The sequence below is a fragment of the Paraburkholderia sabiae genome (genome assembly GCF_030412785.1).
Classification (GTDB): domain Bacteria; phylum Pseudomonadota; class Gammaproteobacteria; order Burkholderiales; family Burkholderiaceae; genus Paraburkholderia; species Paraburkholderia sabiae.
Window position 1 is genome coordinate 1,443,124 of record NZ_CP125296.1, and the last position, 25,236, is coordinate 1,468,359.

The following is a 25,236-nucleotide window of genomic DNA, read 5'->3' on the forward strand; positions in this document are numbered from 1 at the left end:
CCGATCCACTCATCGATACGAGTACGCTGACATGCTGACCGCTCTTTCCATCCCCGTCGAACCGCTCGAAGCACATCGCTGTGAACCCTATGGCTGGATGCTGGGTAAGCCCGTGCGTATGGATGGCGACGCGCCCGCGTTTGTCAGTCCGGCATCGGATTTCTGGCGCGAACATCTGTTCGACACGGGCACCGCGGGGGAAACCGAGATGTTGTGGGTTGTGTACCGCAATCGCAACGCGGAAATCGCCTCGCTCGAATTGCATCGTTTGACGCAGCAGGCGATTGTGCCGTTGACCGCGCCTGTCTTGCATATCGTCGCGACTTCGCTGGAAGACGGCGAACCCGACCTTGCTTCGCTGCGTGCGTTCGAGATCCCCGTTGGCAAAGGCCTTTGCATGCGTCCGAACATCTGGCATGCAACGCGTGTCGCGAATGCCGAGTCGACCTGCCTGATGCTGACTCGCCCTTCCACGACTTACGATCTCGTGGTTCATCTCAACACAGGCGCACCCGCCTGCGAAAGTGCGATCCGGCCGATCGAGACTCGCGTGCTAGACGCAGGCTCTGATTCCGGAATGTACCAATCCTGAACGCCTCAAAGCCACGTCCGACCGTCGAGCGACCAACTTTGCCGGTATAACCTCCCGCCAGGAACGGAGATTCGCTCGAACTTTGCCAAACTCAGCGGCGGATAGCAGCGATGGAATAGATCACGCCGCCTGGCTGTTCTGGTAAAGCGAACCACAGAGACGTCGCCCACTTGCGTCGCCCCAACCAGGATGGTCATCATGTTCCCTTTTCAGCTTTGCGCGATTACCGCCATTGGCTCGCTATGCGCTGGCGGCGCACGAAAACCCGCCGCTGGAGCGGCGGTACTGGCCTGTGTTGCGCTGATGTTGCCCGTCGCAGCGAAGGCGGGAGATCCCTCCCCATCGGCCCTCTTGCCTACAGACGTTAAGCCCTTCGCTGTCACAACGGCCACGGGCGTACAGATATACAGCTGCGAATTCGACAGCAGCCGTCATCTTGGCTGGGTGTTCCAGCATCCGAAAGCCACGCTCTACGATGCAGCGGGTCGAGCGTCCATTCAGCATGATGCCGGCCCGTCCTGGGAAGCCGTCGATGGCAGCCGGATTGTTGGGCGTGTGCTTGCCCAGGCACCGAGTACCAATCCGAACAGCATTCCGCAACTGCTACTCGAAACTCACGCTACGGCTCAAGGCAGCCTTTCTGCCGTGCGTTTCGTGCAACGACTCGACACCGCAGGCGGCACCGCTCCCGCCGAACCTTGCGTCGAAGAACATCAAACCGGTAGCTCCCCTTACTTCGCGCGCTATGTATTCTTCAAGTAGCGATTTGATATAAAACCCGATGCGACTCTCATCGGGTTCGATGGACGCAAACCCGAGGAGCCAGACCGCCCACGGCCGAAAGCTGTGTGCACAGATCGGCCGCGTACTGGTTGATGTCGGCGCCTGGCATGGATGACACACGCGCCAGCCGGAACGGCGATGTGCTCGCTTGTTGCCAACGCCCGCAGCATCGATCGCTCCCCGCCTCCCAAAGACATCCTCTCGTCGGCAGTTGCGTGTCGCACACTGTCGAATGTTGATCAGTATCCTGACTGCTTCACAGCCTGGGCCGAATCAATGTTCGAGCGTTTAGCAAGTATCCTGGCTTCCTTGCTGCTCGAATCGATTGAGAGTGCGTTGCTGGCATACTGCCCGACACACTGACGAAGGTCCTCCCCGCTACAACTGTGTGCTGCCTTCAATGCCGCATCACGAGCCCTTTCCCGCGAAACCAGATCCTGCTTCAGCAGGAGTGCATCGCGATTGTCCGGCTGCAGCGAAAGCGCCCAATAGACTCCCGATCGGGCTGTATGCAAGTCATTTCTGTCGAGACCATCGTGCGCTCGCGCAAGCGCGAGTGACATCAGTCTGTGAGGTTTGTCTCCAGATCCCTTGTCACTCAACGTCGAGCTCTGTGATGGAACTTCTCCATTCTCCGAATCGGAGAACGATGACTGTGCCGGTCGCGGCACTACAGTGGAAGCAGTCGAAGCAGGTATCGCTGGCGAAGCGACAATCGCGGGCGCGACATCGGCTGTCATTGTCGTGCTTCGCCCAGGAGGGGTCGATGGACTCATATCGTTCGACCTGACGATACCCTGCACGGTACTCGATTTCGCGCGTTGTTCGCGTACGTCAGAATCGTCAGTCCGCCGCAAAAGTAACGCTCCTCCGACCAGGAGGACAATCGCGAGTGACATCAGCGTCGCGCCCCTCTTGAAGCCCCGACCGTCGGTGCCACCGGGCGATGACGAAAGCACGTCGCGATATCGTTGGCTGACACCCGCCGACAGGAAAGACAGTGTCTGCCGCCACGGCCATAGCCGCTCGTGACGCGAAGCTTTGGCACGCCCGTTCACTGCGCCCGACGGTGCGACGTCGGCTTTCACTGTCGCCGCGCGACCACCGAATGCAAGCCGTGCAGGCGATCCGCAGTGGGGACAAAAAGAAACCGACCCTGACACGCTGCCGCCGCAACGCGCACAAGTTGCAGAAAAAATCGGGCCACGAGCGGCTTGATCGCTCACTGTTAAGCTCCTGCTCTAGGGACGTAATATGTCAGACCTGAAAAATGTGCGGAATGTGATGGGCACAGGTAATCGCTTCCTGGATGACGCAAACGAAGCGCTGGTTCAATATCAAGCAGCGCGAGCCCATCGTCAACCCCGCATCGTATATTCACATCGTCGGATATCGGCCCTCATCCACCAATTTGCGCACCACACGGGACGATCAACAACACGCAGCGAATCACCTGCGTGAGATTTTCCCAACTCATTTAGTTAGGATATCAATATATATTTTCGTCAGCTGTCAGGCCAATTGGCGATTAACGGTGCAGAAAGTGCAGGCGAAGAAGAAACGCTTTGGAAAGGATCTCCTCACGATGGCCCTGCTTGCCGGATTCCCGGTATGGGGCGCGCGAGATCCATTGCCGCTAAACAGCAACGCAACTGGTCAAGTTCGATCTTGACGCAGCGGTTATCCGACAGGGGACCTTCATGCAACGCTTATCGCATCGGTGCTTGCCACTTCGACTCGTGCTTTCCCGTTGCGTTTCGCTCGATACAATGCCACGTCCGCTCGACTCATCAAATCGCCCAGCGTATCGTCAGGCTCGCACTCGTCGATACCCGCACTGAAGGTGCAGCGAGGCCGATGTTCTCCAGTTGAACTGACGCAGCCTGACGACAGAATGGAGTTGATAAGCGCGGCTGCGTGCTGGCTTTCGGTGCGCGGAAAGAAAATTGCAAACTCTTCGCCGCCGAGCCTTCCGAAAAGATCCATAGGTCGCAGGCGCAGCGATACCTCCCTGGCAAAGTCCTGAAGCACCCGATCACCGGCTGGGTGCCCAAACCGGTCGTTAATGGACTTGAAGTCATCGAGGTCGATGATGGCAACCGAGAGCCTCGAACGGGAAGCGCGCGCTTCCTTCAAAAGCTGCTCGGCGCGTAGCAGGAGCTCACGCCTTGCCGTCAGGCCGGTCAGTTCGTCAACGGCTGCAAGACGCTGTGCATGGTCGACGAGCCTGTCGTTCGCCAGCATGACGAGGCCGATCGACAGCAGAAGCAGCGAAAGAATGCCTGCGGAAATGAAGGCTATATTCCACGCTGTCGGTTCCAGAGCCCTGGCGTTTGGATTTGCAAAGAATATGCACTCGACTGCTCTCGATACATACAACACGGTTCCCGCAGCCGCCGCCAGAATGACGAGCCAGTGACCGTACCGACGCTGACGCAAACCGCGGGAATTCCAGATGGTCCAGCCAATGGCTATTCTCGTATAGGCGAGCACGACTGACATCACTGCCGCCCTCGCGTTCTCGTCGGGTGCGATGATGGTCCAGTAAAGTATGGCGGCCGCGGTCACCACCAGGCCCAGGCACTCAATTTTTCTTCCCGATGGGTGCCCGGCGAAGCGACGACACCCGTGCAAGATGAGCACCGCCGCGGCGAGTACGCAGAAGCACGCAGTAAGGATGATCGGCGGGGTGTAGTTGCCGCGTCTCGAAACCAGTACACCGAATGCGACAAGAAGCAGGCAGTGAGCGGTGAGCCATCGGTCAAGACCCGCAATGCGATGACGCGCGAGGCTGGCAAGCACGGCCGCGCTTGCGATGCATGACACCATTGCCACGAGAAGCAGGACGTCAGTGGTGGACATTGTTTGCGTTACGTTATTACGCTTGAGAATCAGAAACCCCGCACCTGACGAATCGTCGTCAGAAGCTATGTCGCAAGCCCGCCATGAGTCCGAGCTGATTGGAGCCGCCCGCCGAACTCGTGCCGTTGACGCCTTGTAGCTGCGCCCCGATGAGGCCACCGCTATACATCGAATAATCGGCTTCGAGATAGACGTCTGTGCGACGCGAGATGCCATAGTCAGCGACGAGCTGGAACTGGGTGGCGTTTCCGTTCCCGCTTGCATTTTTACCTGTCTGGAGCGTTCGCCAGACGTTGGCTGACAGGTGCGTCCAGGTTCCGACCAGTTGCGTAATGCCGCCGAAGAACATCTCGCGCGACGAGAACTGCGTGAAGCCCAGCGCTGTCAGCTGGGCCGGCGTGAAGGGGCCGTTTGGCGCATTACCCACATACGCGCGATCTTCACGGTTCACGATCCAGCCCGCACTCATCGTCGTATCGCCAAACGTATAAGCGCCTCCTGCCGTCCACGTCTTGAAGTGCGCCGAGGTGTTCACCGCGTCCCGCGTGTCGAGATAGCCGGCAGCCATACGCAGCGGCCAGCCAGGAAGGTACGTGAGCGATGCGCCAATCTGGCTGCCCGCCCCGAATGCCCCCGCCACTCCGCCGAACACGTACGAAAGCTCCAGCGTCACATCCTGCCAGCGCGCTGCGTACTTGGCCATGTTGCTTGTCCAGGCGCCCTGCGCCATGCCGAACTCCGGACGGAACGTGTAGACGGTCGGCAGCCATGCGTTGCTGACATAGGTTCGCACAACAGCGTCCGATAGCGGATTGAGCTGCCGTCCCAGCGTCAGGCGCCCGAACGTCGACGACCTGAGGCCGACAAACGCCGTGTTGAAGAACGGATAGGCCGGATCGTTCGCGCCGCTGTTTGCGAAGAAGCGATCCTCCAGCTGGAACACGACGCTGTTACCCCCGCCGAGGTCTTCCGAACCGAGCAAACCCCACTGGCTCTCGCTCAGGCCACCGTTTGAAAGCTGCGTGCGGTCATTGCCGGCCTTATCCGCGTGCGTCGTGTAGCGCACCGCCGTGTCGACCAGTCCATACAGTGTCACGGATGACTGAGCCTGCACGGTTGCACTGTGCAGCGCGAGGCCGGCGAGAAGCACCGCCGGCGATAACGGTGCGCGCCTGATACCAGATTTCATTGTTTCCCCGTATTGAGAAGCGAAATACCGTCTTTTGCGGTTAATCAAGCCGGACCCGGAATCTATGCGTGTCACGTAGCCCGTCAGGCAAAGGGTGCAGACTACCAGCAATGCAGCCGTAAAGACTGGAAATGTTGCGGCGAGTGAACCCGGCGCAACGTGCGGCATTCACTCCGCTATTGGGAGCCGCTGCTGGAATTCGCGTGCAGTATTTGCCCGACATTGCCAATTTGCGTTCTGGACTTCACGCTCCAATTTTCGACCGTATCCATATCGCCCATTTAGGTTCATGAGAATCTAGTTCGTCGCGTTCAAAGCGATTTTGCGACTTCGAACGCGACGCACTTTTTTCTCAATCACTAATGGGGTTAGAAATGGACCGCATCGATTCAGTCCTTTTGACGCAAAATACGGGGTACACGTCGCTCGGAGAGGCCCTCTCACAAAGCGCCGTCAAGAAAACGGAGAGACTGCCGTTTACGATTAAGGTGGTAAGCAATCCGGCGGAGCTCGACCAGGCGGTCGAGATGCGCCGCGCCGCCTACGGACGACACCTGCCGGAGTTCGCCGAAACCATGGGCGTCGAGGCGCTTGACTCCTCGCCCGGCACGGTCGTGCTACTCGCGCAGTCGCGGCTGGATGGTGGCCCGCTCGGTACCATGCGGGTGCAGACGAACGCATGTGGGCCGCTTGCCGTCGAGCGATCGGTCAGCCTGCCGGACTGGCTGCGCCTGTCGGGCCTTGCCGAGGCAACACGGCTCGGCGTCGCACGCGGCGCGATCGGTCGGATGGTGAAGGTGGCGTTGTGCAAGGCCTATTACATGTATTGCGCGCAGAACGGGATCGACTGGATGTTGATTACGGCCCGCTCACCGCTCGATCGTGAATATGAAGCGATGCTGTTTGAAGATGTATTCGGACAGAATGAATTTCTGCCGATGACTCACGTGGGCGGGTTGCCGCATCGGGTGATGGCGAAGCCGGTTGCACTGGTTCGCCAGCGCTGGGCGAAGGTCAACCATCCGTTCCTCGGGTTCTTTTTTGAAACCGATCACGTGGACATCGACGTCAGCGTCGCATCGAAGCAGAGCGCAACCGACGCCTTTTGTGATGGCAGCGGACTGCACAGCAACGTCGCAGACCAGCTGCAATTGCTGAGCGAAGCGTAAGTAAGAATGTCTGCCCGCCCTAAGTCGGGCGGGCCGGAGGTCGGCGGCGTCGGCGCGGTTGCGCTTTCGCCGCCGGCTATCACAGGATTGCAGGCAAATTGAATGTCATTGGGGAAGAGCGTCACATGACAGGCGTTAGAGGGGCGTTTCGGGATCGGCTGACCGGCTGGGCCTTCCACCGGTTCTCGGTCTTCATTGCGCCGTTTGTGATTGCACTTGGCAGCATCGCCGTCATGCTGTGGGCACCGCGTCAGTTCGATACGACGGGGACCGTCCGGCTCAGCTTCCCTGTCGTCGCAGATCCGTCTGCGGACCTCTCGCCCGCCAGCGCGCTCGCCCGCCTGCGCGATGCCGAGCCCACTGCGCGTTTCAAGACGCATCTCGCGGAAACGCCATTCTGGTTCCTGCTCAATGCGCCCGATGTGGCCAGTGAGGGCGCCACCTACATCGACCTGCCGTCGAGGCATGCGCAGACGCTGTCCTGCTGGCGTGCGGGCCCCGACCTTACCCTGCTTGGCACAGGCGACCGGCTTGGCACGAGCGGTCTGATCAGTTCCAACAAGGCCGGCTTTGTGCTCAGGCTCGATGAACGCGCTCCCCATGCGCCGATCCTGTGCAAGGGGACGTTCTCGGGACCCGCCTATATCTCGGCATCCGTCACCAGCGAGGAAAAGCTCGAGGTAACGACGCTCGATTTCCAGCAGAGCGCGTCGCTGATCACGGGCGGCCTGCTGACGCTCGCGATCTTCGTGTTCGTGACGGCCATCATCAACCGCGAATGGACGTACGTCATTTTTGCCGCATGGCTTGTCGGCAACCTTCGGCTGAGCGCCAACGCGATGGGCTTCGATACCGAGTGGCTCGGCCGGCTCATCCCGCCTAACCATATCGCTTTCCTGCGGGAATTTACGTTCGCTGCCTACTACGTGCTGACCACGACGCTTTTCGTGGAGCTGTTTCGCCGCGAACTGAAAGCGATCGGCCTGCGCTGGAGCCTGCACGCCGTCCGTTACGGCGGCTGCCTGCTCATGGCCGCCGCATTCGTACTGGATTACCGGCACTTCATCCCGGTGCTGTGGTCGAGCGCCAGTTTTTGCATATTGGTGTTGACCTATTTCATGGTCCAGCTGGTCATCAAGGGCCGCTCGCGAACCGTGCTCTGGTATGTCGCGTCAATGGGCATCGTTCTGATTGCAACGCTCTCAGAAGTGCTCGCCGCGGCGTTCGGGCTCAAGGCACTGGAAGGCACGCTGAGCCCCGTCGTGACGGCGCTGTCGTCGAGCATGCTGTGCGCATTCGCCATTGCCGAACGGATGCGCGAAGAGCGGGAGCGTCGTCGGCAGATGCAGATCGAATTGCGCAACACGTACGACGTCACCCCGATCGGTCTCTTCACGCTGAACTCGGACAACTGTTTCGTTCGCGCGAACCCCGCTCTGCATACGATGCTGGGCCTGCCTCTTGAGCATTACGCCACGCATCGCTGGGCCGACTATTTCTCTTCGGGCGCCGAGCGCGACATGTATGCGCTGCTCGAGCGCGACGATTCGGCATCGATCGAAATCGACGGTGCGGCCGGCACGAGGACGGACGCCCGACGCTATTCGCTGCGGGCGATTCGCGCGAACGGGTTCATCGAAGGCTCGCTGGAGGATGTGACGGACCGCTCGAAAGCGGTGGCGCGACTGCATTTCCTCGCCGAGCATGATCCCCTCACCGGCCTGCTGAACCGTCTTGGCATCGAGCACGCCATCGAGCGTCAATGTGCCGAGAATGGGCCGTGGGCACTGGCGTACCTCGATCTCGACCGGTTCAAGGTGTTCAACGACCTGTTCGGACACGGGACAGGCGATGAAATCTTGCGACAGGTTGCCGCGCGCATCGTTGAACGGCTCGGCCCCGACGTCGCGATCGGGCGGATCGGCGGTGACGAGTTCGTCTGCGTGCTCTCGAACATGACGATCGACGAAGCCATTGCGCGGTGTCGCGAAATCGTCGAGGCGTTGAACTCCGCTCCCGTTCCCGTCGACACGCGTGCGTTCCAGGTCAGGGGATCCATCGGCGTGGTCGAATGTGCACAAGGGGAACGGGTGCGCGATGCCCTCGCGTATGCGGACCGCGCGTGTCGCGCTGCGAAGCGTGGCGGCAGTGCGCGGCTCGTCGCACTGCGCAAGGGCGCACCGGCATTCGAGGAGCGCACCGCCGAGATCAATCTCATCGAAGCACTCGGCCAAAGCCGTCTGCCTGACGGGTTGTTCCTGGTGATGCAACCGATCATGTCGATGCGCGAACCGACGAAGGCACTCGACTTCGAAGTGCTGCTGCGCATGCGCTCGCCGGACGGCGCAGTAGCGACGGCCGGGAAGCTCATCGCGGCTGCGGAGGACTCCGGCACCATCGTGGAAATCGACCGCTGGGTGCTTTCGACGACGCTTGCGTGGCTCAGCGAGCACCGCGCGTCGCTCGTCAACACCCGCTTCGTGTGCGTGAACCTGAGCGGTGGCTCGCTCAACGACGAGCACTTCCTCGACGAACTGTTCGCCCTCCTCTCGCGTTATGAGGACGTCGTCCATTACCTGTGCATCGAAATTACCGAAAGCGTTGCGCTACACGATCTCGAGCATACGGAACGCTTTATCGCGCGCGTGCACGATATGGGCGCGAAGATCGCGATCGACGATTTCGGCGCGGGCCACACGTCGTTGCGCTACCTGAAGAAGCTGTCGGCCGATGCGCTCAAGATCGACGGCGAGTTTGTGCGCACGATGTGCAACCATCCGGCCGACATCGCGATCGTCGAGGCGATCATCAGCCTCGCGCACAATCTCGGCATGCGCAGCATCGCGGAATGGGTGGAAGACCTCGAGACCTTGCGTGCGTTGAATGAACTCGGCGTCGACTACGTGCAGGGATTCGGGATCGCGAAGCCGCAGGAGACGACGGCCATTCTTGCGGCGTCCTCGGCTGCAAGCTTCGTGACGAACGCCGAGATCGTGCACTATCTCCAGGTTGAGCGAGCGCAGCAGCGAGGCGCCGGGCAACCGAGTGTGGAACGGGAAAACGCGGTCTGACGCCGCGCTATGGCGATGTCGCTCCCTGCGGCATCGCTGTTGGCTCCCACTCCGTCGAGACATTTGCGGCACCCGGCGATACCGTGTCCTGCACTTCGCCGACACGATTCCGGCCCAGACGCTTCGCCATGTACACAGCCGAGTCCGCCAGTTCGAACAGCCTGGCTGCATCGACGGGTCGACATATGTCTCGCTGTGCCACACCGATACTGAGCGTGACGACTCCCAATGGACTGCCCCGGTGCTTTAGCGCACGGGACTCGACAGCCACCCTGATAAGTTCTGCCGTGCGCAACGCTTCCTCATGCTCGCAATCCTCGAGTAAAACAACGAACTCTTCTCCGCCGTAACGCGCGACGGAATCGCGGTCTGATACCGTTGTCGCGATGCACTGCCCCACGCTCCTGAGGCATTCGTCACCCGCCTGGTGACCATACTCGTCATTGAAGTTCTTGAAATAATCCACGTCTGCGAACAGCACAGCCACCGGCCGGCCGGGTGCTTCATCAGCATGTGAACTCAAAAGCTCGTTCACCCGCGTGTCGAGATACCGGCGGTTGGGTAGCCCCGTCAGACTGTCGATAAACACCATATCGCGCAGCCGCTGCTCTTCCGCAAGACGCCGTTGTTCGGCAACGACGTAGATGTCGACATCCCGCACGGTGAATGCCAACGCCGATCGATCGCCAGGCAGGCCCGCAGGCATGGCGGCGATAAAGCTGCGTACCCAGAGGTAAGTGCCGTCAGCACGGCGAAATCTGTACTGAACCGATCCTTCTTCCGCTGTCGTTTGCGTGTGGACCAGTGCCCGATGAAGTTCCGGCCGGTCGCTCTGGTGGGCCAGGTCGAGAATCGACGTTCCAGACAGTGCGGCTGGCTCATAACCCAACACCACTTTCGCGCGCGGCGAAATATATTGGCACCTTCCGTCGGCCGACAACTCCATCACCACCTCTTCAGACCGCTCCGCCAGATTCTTGAAACGCCGCTGCCCTTCGGACAATGCATTCATGAGCGCGTTGCGCTGGGTCTGCAATACCGTAATCGGCAGGACGATCGACAATGCTGCCACCGTAAATAGTTGTAGCGCCAGCACCCTCTCCTGCATCGAGGCAAACGGCGAGAGCCACAACGGGCCTGTGCCGTGAATCGTCAGTGGAACGGCGATGGAGATGAACAGTAACGTTCCAAGCAGCACCGTCGACAGTTCGGCGCGGAACGCCAGCAAGGCGAGTGGTGGAAGCATCCAGTAGAGGTCGCCGTACGACGTCTGCGAAAAGACTGTGACCGACACGGTTCCGATCAACGCGAGAAGCAGAATCGACTCGATGCGATTGCCCGGCTCACGCAGCGATCGCCACTCTCCCGAAAGGATGACGAGTGTGACGGGGGTGAATATCAGGAAACCTAGCGCATCGGAGATCACCCAATTCGAAAACGATGAAAACGGGTGACTGGTAAAAATACCCTGCAGCAGAATAACGGCGACTATTCCGGAGAGCGTCGGCGCAATCATGCAGGCACCGACCACGAACCGGATGAATACCTTCGGCTGGATGAGTTCCCGGGCCGATTTGACGCCCGGCAACATCAACGCTGCGGCACACGTTTCCACCATGCCGGCCAGCGTGAATGAAAATGCGACGTAGAAGGTCTCGTCGCCCATCATGTTGGCAAGCAGAAGACCGATCGAAGCGCCTGTCAGAAAGACAGGTTTGTAGCGGCGCCTGAGCAGCATCATGTGCCCCAGGAGGCAGCCATCCGTAATCCAGATTGCCACGATCTCGTGGGTCATGGTTTTCAGCTGCCCGCTGACGACGAGAAGCACGAAGCCGGCAATCATCCCGATGAGACCGGTGCGCGCGAGCCGCCACGATTCCCCGCGTGATAGCGCGCCTCGAACCGCGACGAGCGCGAGAATCATCCTGGCGGTGAAAGACTTCGTGGCGCGCACTTTTTTCGCTGCTTCCGCCATCTGAGCTACCTTACATTGCTGGTTGATAGTTGAAACCACGGCAATACGGTATATCGGCCGCAGACCGTTAGACTTAAGCAGGTTCACGGGAGATTCGAATCTCACTCAGGGTCGCCGGCAACAACGGTCTCGCATTAATTCACGGTTTGTCTGGATGAGACTTATTGGCTCGCCCCCTAATAGCGCCCTTTCCTGCTCGTCCGTAAATCGCGCGATTTTACGGAAAATCGCGCGCTAAAGTATTTGCAAAACTTTAAGAATCAACAAATCGCTGAAGCTTGGCGATTGGGATTGAGTTTCATGCGTGATGCATTCTTCTCCGGGGTTGGCGGGGGAGCTGATCGCCAGCTAGACACCATTGCGGCCTGTCGAGTTTGCAATGCACGGCGGCACCGTTCAGCGTCGCGCGCATCGAGGAAAGTGGCATGTCCAATGGGTCATCGGCAATCCTGCTTTGGCCTCTCGTTATGTCGACAATGCGCAGGCCTGAATGGCGAAAACTTCACGTGGCCTTAGCAGCTCCACTGATCCAGTAGGCGCCGCTCTGCGAACGTTCGATAATTTGAAATCTTGAGACGTGGGAATCGCCGGCTCGGGATGTGAGCCGAAGTCCGAGGCAGGCCGATATCTGCCTTTAGGGCGAATCAAGGCACATCCCCGAACCGAGAGGCCGCCAGGAATCGCCATGCGGCGTAATTGGAGGCGAACTACGGCGCGAGGCTTTGCGCCTTCTAGCGCGAAGCCTGGCTGTAAAGTTTCAGGTTACCGAACGCTGAGCACCACCTTCGGCAGCAGCCGAAGCGGTCATGTGCTGAACCAGATTCTCTCGCGCAAACTCTGTGTGCCGCATGCTCAGTTCAGCGGCAAGCGCTTCGTTGCCGTTTGCGATAGCGTCAGCTATCGCCGCGTGTTCGTCCCAGACTGTCTTTCGCTGGCCAACTACCTGGTGCACGGCTCCCATCACCCGTCGCAGATGAATCCAGTGGAGGCGCGCATTCTCGACTATCAACGGATTTCCGGACGCCGAATAGATTGCAGTGTGGAAAGCCATGTCAGCCTCGATCATGGCCTTGATGTCGCCACCCTTCGATGCCTTGCGGCCGTTAGCAATTAACGACTTGTCTAATTTCACCCGCTGCTTCGCGGCAAGACGGGCAGCAAGTGCGTCCAACGCGCCTCTCAATTCATAGAGGTGACCGACCCGACGGGCATCGAGCGGCGCAACCTGCAGCCCGCGTCCGGGTGCGTCCTCGACCAGACCGTCCTTCTTCAGGAGCCGGAATGCCTGCAGAACGGGGGAGCGAGATACGGCGAGTTGCTCCGCGATTTCCTCCTGAACGATGCGCGTTCCCGGAGCAAGCGAGCCCTCGCTAATGGCGTCAAGCAGCACTCTGTAGACCTCGTCTACATAGTCTGGTCGCGACTGCAATTTCAAGAGTTTTGCTGGCATGATGACGAGCGCTGTGAATACAGAATACTGTCAGCTTACCAGCATTGCCAGGCGCGATGGGTTGTCTGGAATCAAAGGGGACAGTTTTGACTCGTGGTCCATTCGATATCAACGGATGACCGGGGACAAGCACGCGAACCAGAGCGGGATTTCCGAATGGAGCCTGGATTCGTACAACAGATCCGGTTGCACATAGCTCGCCATGAACGCGCTTTCAAGCGCCTCCCGTGCGTCGCGACCATCCTTCGCGTCACTTTGCTGAACAAGAACGACAGCAGAAGTCGCGCAGTACCGCTCGGCTTGTCTGACGCTGAAGGCGGCATCATCGAGCAGGCCTTTCGCGCTGCAGCGATTTGCATCCCGCACGACAATCGACACGAGCCCACCGGTCGTCCGACCCAGAACCCACCCGGCGCAAAACCGACCGAATGCGTCAACGTCGGTCAGCACGCGTATCAGACCTGTCAGTCCTTCAAACTGCCCCTTTGCTTGCAGGACTGCACGAGCCGCCGGCGGAATCGCATCTGCGTCTATCCACGCAGTAAGCGCCGAGTTGGGCCGTTCGCTTTCTCTGAATGAAAAGCCCGTCTCGCCAATCGGGTATGCCATCCGTGCAGCCGCTGCGCCTTCTGACACCATCAGGTAATCAGGCATTTTCATCGCGTGTGTCCCTTTAGTCTCCAGATTGAAGCAGTCGATGTTTGCTCGAATAGATGCATTCCGACTACCGACTACTGTATACAGAAAGCGTACGGTCATCGAAGATGGCCGGCATATCGGTACAAACACCGAGACGCATTGCAGTCCACCTAAGCTGTTCAAGGTCGAGACGCCGAACCTCGAATGTCGGCTGAAATCCGAGCGCGCACTTGTGCTCAGAAACGGAAGGACCGTTTCAGCCAGCAGCATAACGGCCTCGTAGCACGACGCAACGACGCGAAAAGCCTCTTAAAAAAAAGACATAAATTCAATACGTTGCCGCCGTCACTCCGCTGAGGGCGCTCCTTCCGTGATGACGCTGCAGCGCGCCTCCATGAGCCGCAAAAATCCCACGCCTGGGTGTTTACCCATAGAGACATCAGTGCAGTGCGCGCTTAATCTTTGGATACAGAGTTCAGAACACGGTAGGCGGTAGACGGTTCTGGCCATAACACCTGAGTGTGGTCCCTATCAATTCTTGGAGGCAGGAAGTCATGAGCGTCAAATCGGACAAGGTGGATGAACAGAAGCGCACCGGAGGAGGTTCGGCTCCCGTCGCCAGGAAGCTGATTCCGTTCGGCGGTTATTACGCGAACCGCACACCCGAGCACGATCCCGAACTCACGGAAACGGGGCCAGGCACCCCGACGGGCGAATTCATGCGCCGGTTCTGGCATCCGGTGTGTATGTCGATGGAACTGACCGACACGCCCCGCTTCCTCAAAATCATGAACGAAGAACTCGTTGCGTTCCGTGACAAGAGCGGCCGCGTCGGCGTGCTGCATGCGCATTGCGTGCACCGTGGCGCGTCGCTCGAATACGGCGCCATCCAGGAGCGCGGCATCATGTGCTGCTATCACGGCATGGTGTTCGATGTGGACGGCGCATGCCTCCATGTGCCGTTCCCGAAGGGTGAAGAGAAGGAAGCCGAGAGGTATGCATGCTCGATTCGCCAGGGGGCTTACAAGGCCGTCGAGCGCAACGGTCTCGTCTTTGCCTACATGGGCCCGCCGGAAGAAGAGCCGCCGTTCCCGGAATGGGAAGGCGATTACACGGTGATGCCGGGCGACGAACTGGTCCCGTACAGCAACTTCCAGCACTGCAACTGGCTGCAGGTTCAGGACAACGCAGCGGACAACTATCACCCGACGGCGCTGCACGCCGGCAAGAACGTTGTCGACGGTAACTATCAAGGCACGACGTTCGACGAAGTGGGTGCTGCGTCGATGGAAGTGGCTCCCGACATGAATTTCGTGCCGGTCCAAGGCGGCCGCAGTCTGGCGTGCGCCGGTGCGCGTCGTGTCAACAAGGACCGTCTCTTCGTACGCGTCCAGCATCAGGTCCTTCCGAATCTGAGCCTGCACGCATACACGTCGGAAGATGGCTCGAAGAAGAAGTACTTCAGCCGCTTCCACATCATCCGCTGGACGGTGCCCGTCGATGACGAAAACAGCAAGATGATCGGCTGGCGCGTGATGGGCCCGGGCATCGACACCCGCGGAGTAGGCAATAAGGAAATGGTCGGCTACGAGACCATCGACTTCCTCGAAGGTCAGGTCGCGATGCGCCGACCGGAGCGCTTCGGACAATACAAGCTCGAAGACATGCCGCCGATTCCGCGGAATCATCGCGAGCGCGCGATTTACAAGCAGGCTCAATACGCACCGGGCGACTACGAAGCCATCATCAGCCAGCGCCCCATCGCGGTCCACGCGCTGGAAAACCCGACGAAGTTCGATGCGGGCCTCTATCAGTTCCGCAAGATGCTGCGCGATGCAGTCCGCGGCACGAATGCAGCAGCATCGGCACAAGGTTTCGCTGAATGGTTCCGCGCACTGGGCGGCTCCCCCAACAGCTTCTGCTCGGGCAACGTCTTCGAAATCGCCGAGGGCGCAACCGTCGAAGAAGAAGTTGCGCGTCGTCGCAAGGTTCTGAAGACGGTCGTCCAGATCCTGACGGAAAGCGACAGCATGAAGGGTGAAGAACGCGGCGAGTTCGTCCGCAACAGGTTCGAAGAACTCGAGCAGTCGCTCAAGGGCTAACACGGCGGGCGCGCCACTCTGACGAGTCGGTGCGCACCGGTACCAGCCGCAAGCACCTGCGGCCGGCTACTCGCCAGGAAGGAAACGACCATGGACACAGTATTGGAAAGAGAAGAAGCGGTTGAAGATATCGAAGCCGCTACGCTCGATGTTCGTGTGAAGCAGATTCGTTACGAAGGCAAAGGCATCAATTCGTACGAGCTCATAAGTCCGAACGGAAAGACGCTACCCCGCTTCGAAGCCGGTTCGCACATCGACATCCATCTGAAGAACGGCACCATCAGACAGTATTCGCTCTGCAACTCGCCCGCCGAGCGCAATCGCTATGTCATCGCCGTACTCAAGGACGAAAACGGCCGCGGTGGCTCGCGCGCTGTTCACGAAAGCATTTCGGCTGGGGACATTGTCACCATCAGCAAGCCACGGAATCATTTTGCGCTTTCCGAAGACGCGAAAAAGGTCATCCTGATTGCGGGCGGCATCGGCGTCACGCCGTTGAAGGCGATGGCACACGAACTGGAAGAGCGCGATGTCGATTTTGTCATGCACTACTGCGCCCGAAGCGCAGAAGCGGCGGCCTTTGGCCCCGAGCTGGAACGCATGCAGCGCACGGGCAAGCTTCGCTATCACTTCGACGACGGCGAAGCAGCGAACCAGTTCGACTTGCGCGCACTGTTGAGCGAGCCCACGCCGGGCACGCATGTTTATTACTGCGGCCCGGGCGGATTCATGGCGGCTTGTGCTGACGCCGCAAGTCATTGGCCGAAAGGCACCGTGCACTTCGAGCATTTCAAGGCACCGGAGCAGCCAAAGCGAGAGTCCACCGGCACTGACACTCAGGACGGATGTGACGTCACGATCGCCAGCACGGGCCAGGTCGTACATGTCGGACCCAACCAGAACTTCAGCGAAGCGCTGAATGAGGCGGGTATCGAGGTTCCGACCTCATGCTGCGCCGGCTTGTGCGCGACCTGCAAGGTTCGCTACCTCGAAGGCGAAGTCGAGCACAACGATTTCATCCTGGGTGACGACGACCGAAAGGAATTCCTCACGATCTGCGTCTCCAGACCGCTGAGCAAGACCTTGGTGCTGGATCTTTAACCACGAACAAACCTGGAAATAGCATGAAAGTCTTCTACGATAAGGATGCCGACCTCGCTCTTCTGAAAAGCCGAAGCGTCGCAATCATCGGCTACGGTTCGCAAGGTCACGCTCACGCGCTCAACCTGAAGGACAGCGGCATCAACGTCTGCGTCGGTTTGCGCAAAGGCCCATCCTGGGAGAAGGCAAAAGCCGCGGGTCTGACTGTAAAGAGCATCGCCGACGCAGTCAAAGAAGCCGATATCGTCATGATGCTGTTGCCCGACGAGCAAATCGCCGACGTCTATCGCGCGGAGGTCGAACCGAACGCCCGCAAAGGGGCGGTTCTTGGTTTCGCGCATGGTTTCAACATCCATTACGGTCAGGTCAACCCGCGCGCTGACCTTGACGTGATGATGGTCGCCCCGAAAGCACCGGGACACACCGTTCGAAGCACCTACGCCGCAGGCGGTGGAGTCCCGCATCTCATCGCTGTTGCGCAGGACAAATCCGGCTCAGCTCGTGATATCGCCTTGGCATACGCAGCGGCGAACGGCGGCGGCCGTGCAGGCATCATCGAAACCAGCTTCCTTGAAGAAACCGAGACCGACCTCTTCGGTGAGCAGGCGGTCCTCTGCGGCGGCCTTGTCGACCTTATTAAAGCCGGTTTCGAAGTCCTCGTGGAAGCCGGCTACTCTGCCGAGATGGCGTACTTCGAATGTCTGCACGAAGTGAAGCTTATCGTGGACCTCATCTACGAAGGCGGCATCAGCAACATGAACTACGGTATCTCGAACAATGCCGAGTTCGGTGAGTACGTCACCAGTCCTCGAATCGTGACGGCAGAAACGAAGAATGCAATGAAAGCGGTCCTTCGCGACATCCAGACGGGTGAATACGCGAAGAGCTTCATTCTTGAAAACAAGGCTGGCGCTCCAACACTTCAGGCCCGCCGACGCATCACGTCTTCGCACCAGATTGAAGTCGTGGGTTCGAAGCTGCGCGCGATGATGCCGTGGATTAGCAAGGACGCACTCGTCGACCGCTCGAAGAATTAGGCTTTCTGACCTTGTCACGCAAGGATGTCTCTAGCAACTTCCGAGCGTGGTCGCTGACACAACAGCAACGGGATACACGATGACATCGAAGTTGCTCAAGATTCAGTCACGCACCGATTACGTCGAAGAGGTCTACAACTCCCTCGTCGATGCCATCTGCGAGGGGGCGCTAAGTCCTGGCGCGCGATTGACTCAGGAAGACATCGCTGAGCAACTTGCGGTGTCCCGCTCCCCTGTCCATCAAGCGCTGCGACTGCTCAAGAAGGACGGGCTGGTTCAGGATGCGCCAGGCAGAGGGGTGCTGGTCGCACCGCTAGACGCGCAGTACCTGAGCGACGTCTACGAAATCCGCGGCACGCTCGATGCACTCGCTGCGAAGCTCGCCGCCGGGAAAAGAGCGCGATTGGAACCTGAACTCTTTGACCGCGGTCGCGCCGCATCTACCTCGGGCAATGTTCGCGCAATGATAGACGCAGATATGGACTTCCATTTTGCCGTCTATGGCGCTTCAGGAAACCGGCTCATCGGCGAGACAGCACGAGGGCATTGGGTGCATCTAAGGCGCGTCATGGGGGCAATCCTGCAGGTGTCCGCGCAGCGAGAGTCTATCTGGGAGGAGCATGCCGCCATCGCAAGAGCGATTGAACGGGGCGATGCATCCCTTGCGATGAACCTGTCGGAGCTTCACGCCAAACGAGCTCACCGGCATCTGATTGGCGAGTTCGAGGTGCTACTGCAAGCCCAAACGCTAATGGCCGACGTGAAGGCGCCAGCCGAGGAGGTGTTGACCTGATTTTTAAGTAGCAACATTTTTGCGTCGTTTGACGAAAACGAATTCTTTTAAATATGTACTACGAAATAAATGGACATGCATCTCATGCGTGCAGTCTGAACAACCATCGTTTGTCTATGCGTTCCCCCACTTGATAAAGGAGCATCTGATGTCAACAGTCGCTGAAGCGCAATCGGAAACCAGGCAGGACTCGATTCTCAAGCCGGGAAAAATCTCGATTTACGAGCCGGACCAGGAAGGGCTGATTTTCCCCACGATGCCCGAATTCAAGAGCGTGCAGGAGCATCGCACCTACCTGAAGGAGCGTCTGGTTGCCGCGTGCCGTGCGTTCGCACTCCAGGGTTTTGACTATGGCTTCGCCGGTCACCTGACGGTTCGTGACCCGGAGAACCCGGGCCTGTACTGGACAAACCCGATGGCCGTCCACTTCTCGCAGGTGAAGATGTCCAATCTCATCTGTGCCGACCATCAGGGCAACGTCGTCGAAGGCGAATACGCCATCAATCGCGCAGGCTTCGTCCTGCACGCAGCAGTCCACGAGCAGCATCAGGACATCGTCGCCATGTGCCATGCGCACACGACGTACGGAACTGCATTCGCCTCGCTCGGCAAGCCGCTGGCGCCGATCTCGCAAGACGCGGCGGCATTCTACGAAGACCACGTCGTCATTGGCGACGAAGCCGGCAAGGTCGCGGTGGAAGTCAAGGGCGGCAACAAGGTCGCGAATGCGTTCGCAGGCGTCAAGGCTGCCATCCACCAGAATCATGGGCTCCTGACCGCAAGCCGTCACAGCATCGACTCGGCAGCGTTCTGGTTCATCGCACTCGAGCGCTGCTGCCAGCAGCAGTTGATGATCGAAGCCACCGGCATTACGCCGAAGGAAGTCACGCCGGAACGCGCCCGTTACAGCCGTGAACACGTGGGCAGCGACTACATTGGCTGGTTGCACTTCCAGACCATCTGGAGCGACCTGGTCAATACACAGCAGGATATGTTCGACTAATCAGAGAGCGCAGTGCAAGTTCGTGCGCGCCGTTGGTCTGAAGCGCGCGCACGAATCAGACGTCGGCGGAGAAGAGTCAAAAAACAGACGCCCGCCGCTTACACGAAGGCCCCCTAGGAGACATACCGTGAGTTCCCACATCCCTGCCACCTACGTGGAAAGCGCGGACACGTCCGCTTTTACGAAAGCGACGTGGCGCCTACTACCGTTCCTGTTTGTCTGTTACCTGTTTGCCTATCTTGACCGTATCAACGTCGCATTCGCCAAACTTCAGATGCTTGGTGACCTTGGCTTCAGCGAGGCGGTCTACGGATTTGGCGCAAGCGTCTTTTTCGTCGGCTATCTGCTCTTTGAGGTTCCAAGCAACCTGCTGCTTTTGCGTGTCGGGCCACGGCGCTGGATTGCGCGAATCATGGTTACATGGGGTCTTATCTCCGCCGCGATGATGTTCGTCAGAACGCCGACGATGTTCTACGTCATGCGGTTTCTGCTTGGCGTCGCCGAAGCGGGCTTCTTTCCCGCGATTGTGCTTTACCTGACGTACTGGTTTCCGGCGTCGCGGCGTTCGAAAGTCACCGCGCTTTTTCTCACCGGCATTCCTATGTCTGGCGTCATTGGCGGTCCGCTGTCCGGCTGGATTATGACGGCATTCAACGGTTCAAACGGCTTTGCCGGCTGGCAATGGCTTTTCCTCGTCGAGGGCGTTCCGACTGCGCTGCTGGGTATCGCCGCTTTTTTCTACCTTGATGACAAGGTACGCGACGCGAAGTGGCTGAGCGAAGAACAGAAGGATTTGATTGAGGAGAAGCTTAAAGAAGAAGCTCCCGCGAGCGCGTTGCATTCCCTGAAGGACGGTTTGCTGAGCCCGAAGGTCCTTCTGGTCAGCGCCATCTACTTCTTCTACACAATGGGCCTGTATGGCGTCAGCTTCTGGCTTCCCACTCTGATTAAATCGAGCGGCGTGTCCGACCCGTTCCATGTCGGGCTACTGACCGCGGTCCCCTACGCCGCTGGCGCACTGGCGATGGTGTTCGTGAGTCACAACTCAGACCGCACCGGCGAACGTCGTTGGCATCTGATCGTCCCGGGACTCGTTGGTGCATTCGGTCTCGCGATGAGCGTATGGTTCTCGGGCTCAACCCTCGCGGCGATGATTGCGCTGACCATCGGCACCATGGGCGTGATGACCACCATCTCACAGTTCTGGGTTATTCCTCCCGCCTTCCTCGGTGGCGCAGCCGCGGCTGCAGGATTGGCACTCGCCAACTCGGTCGGAAGCATTTCCGGCGTGGTCAGTCCGTCGCTGATTGGTGTCATCAAGCAGGCATCCGGCTCGGCAGGTGCTGGGGTGCTCGCGCTGGCAGTGAGTCTCGTCATCGGAGGACTGCTTGTCCTCTTCGTTCCGCCTACCCTCGTGAACAATCGTCGCCGATAGCACCGGCGTTACGCTGAAAAGCCGGCACGAGCAGACACTCGTGCCGGCTTCCTTGTCATCAAGCCGATCGGAAGAGTTCGTCTCATGGGTAGTGCAACAAGCAATCCGTCAGCCCCGCCTCACATGGAAGGAACAGGATGGATACGTTCAGTCAGATGCGCGTCTTGGTGCGCATCGTTGAATGTGGAAGCTTCACGGCCGCAGCCAATACGCTAAACACCAGCCCGGGCGCAATGTCACGAGCCATCGCCGACCTTGAGGAACGATTACAAACACGGCTTCTCAATCGCTCGACTCGCAAGGTCGCGCTTACGCCAGCCGGTGAAATCTACCTTGAAAGACGCAGGCAGATTCTTGAAGACGTCAGCCGTGCGGATGAGGAAGCAAGCGAAGCACAATCGCGGCCAATGGGCAAATTGCGCATCCACAGCCTGGCAAGCGTGGGCATGTCGTACATCCTGCCAGCAATCAAGGAGTACCGCGCACGCTACCCGCAAGTCTCAGTCGACCTGACGCTTTCCCAACGCGCGCCGGAACTCTTCGAGGGGGTGACTGACGTCGCCATCGTAGCCACGTCTTCGGCACTGCCGGACTCGGACCTCGTCTCACACCTGCTCGGGAGTTCGTTCAGCATTCTTTGTGCATCGCCGGAGTACGCGCGCGAGAAAGGAATTCCGTCAGCGCCGGCCGAACTGGTCAATCACGAGTGCCTCCCACTGCGGACGCCCGCCTTTCCTGCATTCGAGTGGCTACTCGAGCGTCACGGTCTTTCTGAATCAATGAAAGTTTCCGGCCCGGTGGAACTGAATACGGCAGAGGCTGTGGCCAAGGCCGTGCGCGCGAGCATGGGAATCGGCGTCGTGCCGGTTTATACGGCGCTCGAAGGTCTCGCGGACGGCAGCCTGATTCGCGTTCTTCCTGAATACACTTTGCAAAGGATGAACATCTATGCTCTTCATCCTTCACGCAGGTACATTGACGCACGAATCCGCACATGGATTGAGTTTCTACGTCAACTTATCCCGACGGTTATTGCCCGAGACGCCCGATTGCTTGGAGAGCACGCAGCTTGACATGCACGCCTCGAAGCCGCGCATTACCAGCTCATTCGAGGGGCATGAGGCGCACTCGGCGCTGCGCGCACGAGAGTCCTTCACCGAGTCCGAATCACGCAACGAACTGCAAAGGTTCGGCTCGCATGGTCGCTCGTCCGAGCACGAGATCACTTGCACGCTCGGCCAGCATGATAGTCGCAGCGTTGATGTTTGCACTTGGCACCGACGGCATGACCGAAGCATCGATGACCCGCAACCGCTCCACACCCCTGACTTTCAGGTCTGGGCCGACCACAGCCGTCGCATCGTGCTTCGCTCCCATCTTGCAGGTTCCGCACGGATGATAGGCGCTCGACGCATCCTGCCTGATGAACTGATCGATGGCAGCCGTTGCGCTCACGTCGACGCCCGGCATGTCTTCACGGTAGTGAAAGCGACGGAAGGCGGCTTGCCGTGAAAACAGCAAACCGAGCCGCACCGACTCACGCATCACGCGCCAGTCTTCCTCGGTGTTCATGTAGTTTGGATCGATCGAAAGCGGGTCCTCGGCACGCATCGACTTCAAGCGGACACGCCCACGACTGGTCGGTCTCATCGGCCCCACTCCAATACGATATCCATTCGTTTGCGGGGTAGGTATCCAGTCCTTGTTGAAGAACACAGGAAAGAAGTGAAACTGGATATCCGGATGAGGAATGTGAGAAGCGCTCTTCAGAAAAGCGCCGACGTGACACTGGTTGACGGACGCAACGCCCGACTTGAATCCAAACCATTGCATACCGGCCCACAGCATCCGATGCAATTGCAACTCGCGGTTGAGCGACACAGGTTCCCGCGTTTCGATCTGGATATGACATTCCAGATGATCCTGCAGATTCTCGCCGACGCCAGGCAACTCCACTCGCGGAGCAATACCTGTCTCGTGGAGATGATCGCCCGGCCCGATTCCCGACAACATCAGCAGTTGTGGAGAACCGAAAACACCTGCGCAAAGCAGCGTCTCCTTGCGCGCGACGACATTCACGACTGAATCGCCGCGCAGTACCTTGAACCCCGTGGCTCTATTCCCAATGAGATTGATCTGCTTGAGCGCGCTCTGCGTCCAGATCGTCAGATTAGCGTCTTCCTTGCGCGAGTGAAGGTAGCCGTACGCGGCGCTGTTGCGTATACCGCGATCGACGCTCATCTCGAAGCGCGACACGCCTTCCTGACGATATCCGTTGACGTCGTCGGTGAGTGGAAAACCCGCTTCGACTCCAGCATCGAGAAAGGCCTGGTTGAGCGGAGAGAGACGCTCCTGACGCTGCGCATGAATGAAGCCATCGGTTCCCCGATAAGCGCTGCTCACGTCGCTCCGCTCGATCTTCCTGAAGTACGGCAGGCAGTCCGCCCAGCTCCAGCCCGTCGCGCCTTCCCGTTCCCAGCGCTCATAGTCGAGCGGATGACCGCGCAGCCACGTCATGCCGTTGATCGACGACGAGCCGCCGAGAACACGACCCCGCGGCTGCTGGATGCGGCGATTGTCGAGGTTCCTTTGCGGCTCGGTCTCGAACCAGTAGTTGTATCGCGAGCTTGGCTTGAAAATCGATCTCAGGCCGGCGGGCATGCGGATTACCCACGAATTGTCGCGCGGTCCCGCTTCGATCAGCAGCACCCGATTGCCGGCATCGGCGAGCCGGCGCGCGAGTACGCAGCCGGCCGAACCCGCTCCGCCGATGACATAGTCGAACTCCAGCGCCTCGCTCATGATCATGCCTCTGTCGCTGCGCTACTGTCGACGTGATATCGGTAGCGCGTTTCGATCGGCGCCGAGATCTCCCACACCGCTTCCGCGCCCTCACCGATCGAGACAAAGTCCCCTGCTTCGATATCGAGTTGCGCGCCATGTGCAAAGGTCAACCGTGCGCGCCCTGCAACGACGTAAAACGTCGCGCCCGGCACATAGCGATGCTGAAACGTGCTGCTGTCGCAATGCCACGTGTCCCAATCGGCGGTCGTGCGCGCGATGTCGTGCGGCGCACGTTGCCTGGAGATGGATGGAGTCGTCATGGAAGCGTTCATGTCGGATAGGAAGGATTTGCCGTCGCGTTGCGATGCGCGCTACTTCATCCACTGTTGAACCAGCGGACGGTTCGCATCGACCCATGCCTTCGCGCCTTTCTCGGGCGTCGACGCGCCTTGCCTGATGATCTCCGACATCAGGCCGCCCAACGAGTTGTCATCCATCTTCCACTGCTGCAACCAGCGCTCGACATCGGGATGCTGGTTCCTGAACGCCTGGGTTTCGATGCCGTAGATCGAGTCTGTTGCACCGTAAGCGCCTTTCGGGTCCTTCAGGTACTTGAGCTTGTACTTCGACCAGATCCAGTGCGGTTTCCAGAGCGTCACGACAACAGGCTCCTTGCGTTGGATCGCGCGCTCGAGCGACAGCACCATCGCAGACTCGGACGACGACTGAATGTCATAGTCGAGCTGATAAGCCTTCTTCGCTTTCTCCGTCAGCTGCATCAGACTGCTGCCGGAGTCGATGCCGACGATCTTCGGCCTGCCAGCGGATGCGAACAGCGTTTTGTTCGCGTTCAGCTGATCGATGCTGTCGACAGCGACATAGTCGGGAACGACCAGACCCAGATTGGCTTCCTTGAACCACGGTCCGATCTGCACGACCCTGTCTTTGACCTTGTCGAACGCAGGCTTGTCGCCTGACGGAAGCCACACTTCGAAGGTCAGATCGATTTTTCCTTGCGCAACGCTGTTGTAGATGAGCGCCTTGTCCGCGTTCTGCAACTGAACCTTGATGCCCTTCTCGTCGAGAAGAACTTTCCACATGTTCGCGACGGCGATGTTCTCCGCCCAGTTGTTCACGCCGATCGTGATCGATTTGTCTTCGGCACGCGCAGTGGCGACGGTCAGCAGAAACACGACGGGCAATAGCCGCGTGAACAATCTCAGCAAGTTGATCATTTTCAATGCTTCCAAT

At 59.1% G+C, this 25,236-nt stretch carries 20 protein-coding genes; 12 read left to right on the forward strand and 8 right to left on the reverse strand.

The window, feature by feature from the left end; all coding sequences use genetic code 11:
- The first annotated feature begins 31 nt into the window (after positions 1–31).
- The 3 genes from QEN71_RS35935 to QEN71_RS35945 all read left to right on the forward strand — a co-directional run bounded on the left by QEN71_RS35935 (position 32) and on the right by QEN71_RS35945 (position 3,047).
- A complete protein-coding gene (locus tag QEN71_RS35935) occupies positions 32–592 on the forward strand; it encodes an ureidoglycolate lyase (protein ID WP_201656596.1) in 561 nt (186 codons plus the stop codon).
- Positions 593–895: 303 nt separating this feature from the next.
- The gene (locus QEN71_RS35940) at positions 896–1,354 is read left to right on the forward strand and encodes a DUF3455 domain-containing protein (protein ID WP_201656832.1); all 459 of its coding nucleotides are present in this window, start codon (positions 896–898) and stop codon (positions 1,352–1,354) included.
- A gap of 1,330 nt (positions 1,355–2,684) precedes the next feature.
- On the forward strand, positions 2,685–3,047 hold the full coding sequence (locus tag QEN71_RS35945) for a hypothetical protein (protein ID WP_201656599.1): 363 nt from the start codon (positions 2,685–2,687) through the stop codon (positions 3,045–3,047).
- Between the two features lie 26 nt (positions 3,048–3,073).
- Here the strand turns inward: QEN71_RS35945 and QEN71_RS35950 are convergent, their stop codons facing one another.
- A complete protein-coding gene (locus QEN71_RS35950) occupies positions 3,074–4,237 on the reverse strand; it encodes a GGDEF domain-containing protein (RefSeq protein WP_201656602.1) in 1,164 nt (387 codons plus the stop codon).
- A 58-nt stretch (positions 4,238–4,295) separates the two neighbouring features.
- Positions 4,296–5,594: a porin gene (locus QEN71_RS35955; RefSeq protein WP_233472023.1), complete on the reverse strand. Its 1,299-nt coding sequence runs from the start codon at positions 5,592–5,594 to the stop codon at positions 4,296–4,298.
- Between the two features lie 206 nt (positions 5,595–5,800).
- Between QEN71_RS35955 and QEN71_RS35960 the strand changes: the two genes are divergently transcribed.
- Together QEN71_RS35960 and QEN71_RS35965 are read left to right on the forward strand one after the other, a co-directional pair.
- Complete coding sequence (locus QEN71_RS35960; RefSeq protein WP_223962459.1) at positions 5,801–6,595, forward strand: N-acyl amino acid synthase FeeM domain-containing protein; 795 nt, start codon at positions 5,801–5,803, stop codon at positions 6,593–6,595.
- Positions 6,596–6,720: 125 nt separating this feature from the next.
- Complete coding sequence (locus QEN71_RS35965; protein ID WP_201656605.1) at positions 6,721–9,666, forward strand: putative bifunctional diguanylate cyclase/phosphodiesterase; 2,946 nt, start codon at positions 6,721–6,723, stop codon at positions 9,664–9,666.
- A 7-nt stretch (positions 9,667–9,673) separates the two neighbouring features.
- On the opposite strand, the gene QEN71_RS35970 is transcribed toward QEN71_RS35965, so the two are convergent.
- From QEN71_RS35970 to QEN71_RS35980, 3 genes are all read right to left on the reverse strand, one after another.
- Positions 9,674–11,641 carry a sensor domain-containing diguanylate cyclase gene (locus QEN71_RS35970; RefSeq protein WP_201656608.1) on the reverse strand — a complete coding sequence of 656 codons (1,968 nt, stop codon included), beginning with the start codon at positions 11,639–11,641 and terminating at the stop codon, positions 9,674–9,676.
- Positions 11,642–12,398: 757 nt separating this feature from the next.
- Positions 12,399–13,091 carry a GntR family transcriptional regulator gene (locus QEN71_RS35975; protein ID WP_201656611.1) on the reverse strand — a complete coding sequence of 231 codons (693 nt, stop codon included), beginning with the start codon at positions 13,089–13,091 and terminating at the stop codon, positions 12,399–12,401.
- Between the two features lie 108 nt (positions 13,092–13,199).
- Complete coding sequence (locus QEN71_RS35980) at positions 13,200–13,751, reverse strand: hypothetical protein (protein ID WP_201656614.1); 552 nt, start codon at positions 13,749–13,751, stop codon at positions 13,200–13,202.
- A gap of 533 nt (positions 13,752–14,284) precedes the next feature.
- On the opposite strand from QEN71_RS35980, the gene QEN71_RS35985 reads away from it, so the two are divergent.
- The 7 genes from QEN71_RS35985 (at position 14,285) to QEN71_RS36015 (ending at position 22,274) form a co-directional block, all read left to right on the forward strand.
- Entirely contained in the window at positions 14,285–15,832 is a 1,548-nt protein-coding gene (locus tag QEN71_RS35985; RefSeq protein ID WP_201656617.1) for a Rieske 2Fe-2S domain-containing protein, read from the forward strand.
- Between the two features lie 90 nt (positions 15,833–15,922).
- On the forward strand, positions 15,923–16,933 hold the full coding sequence (locus tag QEN71_RS35990) for a PDR/VanB family oxidoreductase (protein WP_201656620.1): 1,011 nt from the start codon (positions 15,923–15,925) through the stop codon (positions 16,931–16,933).
- A gap of 23 nt (positions 16,934–16,956) precedes the next feature.
- Positions 16,957–17,970 (forward strand): ketol-acid reductoisomerase, encoded by a 1,014-nt coding sequence (gene ilvC / locus QEN71_RS35995; RefSeq protein ID WP_201656623.1) that lies wholly within the window; start codon positions 16,957–16,959, stop codon positions 17,968–17,970.
- A 79-nt stretch (positions 17,971–18,049) separates the two neighbouring features.
- Positions 18,050–18,763, forward strand: coding sequence for a GntR family transcriptional regulator (locus QEN71_RS36000; protein WP_201656626.1), 714 nt, complete (start codon positions 18,050–18,052; stop codon positions 18,761–18,763).
- Positions 18,764–18,911: 148 nt separating this feature from the next.
- Positions 18,912–19,766, forward strand: coding sequence for a class II aldolase/adducin family protein (locus tag QEN71_RS36005; protein ID WP_201656838.1), 855 nt, complete (start codon positions 18,912–18,914; stop codon positions 19,764–19,766).
- 127 nt (positions 19,767–19,893) lie between these two features.
- Positions 19,894–21,201 (forward strand): MFS transporter, encoded by a 1,308-nt coding sequence (locus tag QEN71_RS36010; RefSeq protein ID WP_201656628.1) that lies wholly within the window; start codon positions 19,894–19,896, stop codon positions 21,199–21,201.
- A 137-nt stretch (positions 21,202–21,338) separates the two neighbouring features.
- Positions 21,339–22,274 carry a LysR family transcriptional regulator gene (locus QEN71_RS36015; protein WP_201656631.1) on the forward strand — a complete coding sequence of 312 codons (936 nt, stop codon included), beginning with the start codon at positions 21,339–21,341 and terminating at the stop codon, positions 22,272–22,274.
- A 94-nt stretch (positions 22,275–22,368) separates the two neighbouring features.
- Here the strand turns inward: QEN71_RS36015 and QEN71_RS36020 are convergent, their stop codons facing one another.
- From QEN71_RS36020 to QEN71_RS36030, 3 genes are read right to left on the reverse strand one after another with little or no spacing between them, the layout of a single operon-like run.
- Positions 22,369–24,003, reverse strand: coding sequence for a choline dehydrogenase (locus QEN71_RS36020; RefSeq protein ID WP_201656634.1), 1,635 nt, complete (start codon positions 24,001–24,003; stop codon positions 22,369–22,371).
- A gap of 2 nt (positions 24,004–24,005) precedes the next feature.
- Positions 24,006–24,305 carry a cupin domain-containing protein gene (locus QEN71_RS36025; RefSeq protein ID WP_223962479.1) on the reverse strand — a complete coding sequence of 100 codons (300 nt, stop codon included), beginning with the start codon at positions 24,303–24,305 and terminating at the stop codon, positions 24,006–24,008.
- A 51-nt stretch (positions 24,306–24,356) separates the two neighbouring features.
- Positions 24,357–25,220, reverse strand: a complete 864-nt coding sequence (locus QEN71_RS36030) for a glycine betaine ABC transporter substrate-binding protein (RefSeq protein WP_201656640.1) — start codon at positions 25,218–25,220, stop codon at positions 24,357–24,359.
- Between the last annotated feature and the right edge of the window lie 16 nt (positions 25,221–25,236).

Coding starts and splice junctions, on each gene's coding strand:
- QEN71_RS35990 (WP_201656620.1), top strand. CDS start 15,923: ATGGACACAGTATTGGAAAGAGAAGAAGCGGTTGAAGATATCGAAGCC.
- QEN71_RS35940 (WP_201656832.1), top strand. CDS start 896: ATGTTGCCCGTCGCAGCGAAGGCGGGAGATCCCTCCCCATCGGCCCTC.
- QEN71_RS36005 (WP_201656838.1), top strand. CDS start 18,912: ATGTCAACAGTCGCTGAAGCGCAATCGGAAACCAGGCAGGACTCGATT.
- QEN71_RS35970 (WP_201656608.1), bottom strand. CDS start 11,641: ATGGCGGAAGCAGCGAAAAAAGTGCGCGCCACGAAGTCTTTCACCGCC.
- QEN71_RS35950 (WP_201656602.1), bottom strand. CDS start 4,237: ATGTCCACCACTGACGTCCTGCTTCTCGTGGCAATGGTGTCATGCATC.
- QEN71_RS35965 (WP_201656605.1), top strand. CDS start 6,721: ATGACAGGCGTTAGAGGGGCGTTTCGGGATCGGCTGACCGGCTGGGCC.
- QEN71_RS36030 (WP_201656640.1), bottom strand. CDS start 25,220: ATGATCAACTTGCTGAGATTGTTCACGCGGCTATTGCCCGTCGTGTTT.
- ilvC (WP_201656623.1), top strand. CDS start 16,957: ATGAAAGTCTTCTACGATAAGGATGCCGACCTCGCTCTTCTGAAAAGC.
- QEN71_RS35955 (WP_233472023.1), bottom strand. CDS start 5,594: ATGCCGCACGTTGCGCCGGGTTCACTCGCCGCAACATTTCCAGTCTTT.
- QEN71_RS35945 (WP_201656599.1), top strand. CDS start 2,685: ATGACGCAAACGAAGCGCTGGTTCAATATCAAGCAGCGCGAGCCCATC.
- QEN71_RS35960 (WP_223962459.1), top strand. CDS start 5,801: ATGGACCGCATCGATTCAGTCCTTTTGACGCAAAATACGGGGTACACG.
- QEN71_RS35985 (WP_201656617.1), top strand. CDS start 14,285: ATGAGCGTCAAATCGGACAAGGTGGATGAACAGAAGCGCACCGGAGGA.
- QEN71_RS35980 (WP_201656614.1), bottom strand. CDS start 13,751: ATGAAAATGCCTGATTACCTGATGGTGTCAGAAGGCGCAGCGGCTGCA.
- QEN71_RS36000 (WP_201656626.1), top strand. CDS start 18,050: ATGACATCGAAGTTGCTCAAGATTCAGTCACGCACCGATTACGTCGAA.
- QEN71_RS36020 (WP_201656634.1), bottom strand. CDS start 24,003: ATGAGCGAGGCGCTGGAGTTCGACTATGTCATCGGCGGAGCGGGTTCG.
- QEN71_RS36015 (WP_201656631.1), top strand. CDS start 21,339: ATGGATACGTTCAGTCAGATGCGCGTCTTGGTGCGCATCGTTGAATGT.
- QEN71_RS35975 (WP_201656611.1), bottom strand. CDS start 13,091: ATGCCAGCAAAACTCTTGAAATTGCAGTCGCGACCAGACTATGTAGAC.
- QEN71_RS35935 (WP_201656596.1), top strand. CDS start 32: ATGCTGACCGCTCTTTCCATCCCCGTCGAACCGCTCGAAGCACATCGC.
- QEN71_RS36025 (WP_223962479.1), bottom strand. CDS start 24,305: ATGACGACTCCATCCATCTCCAGGCAACGTGCGCCGCACGACATCGCG.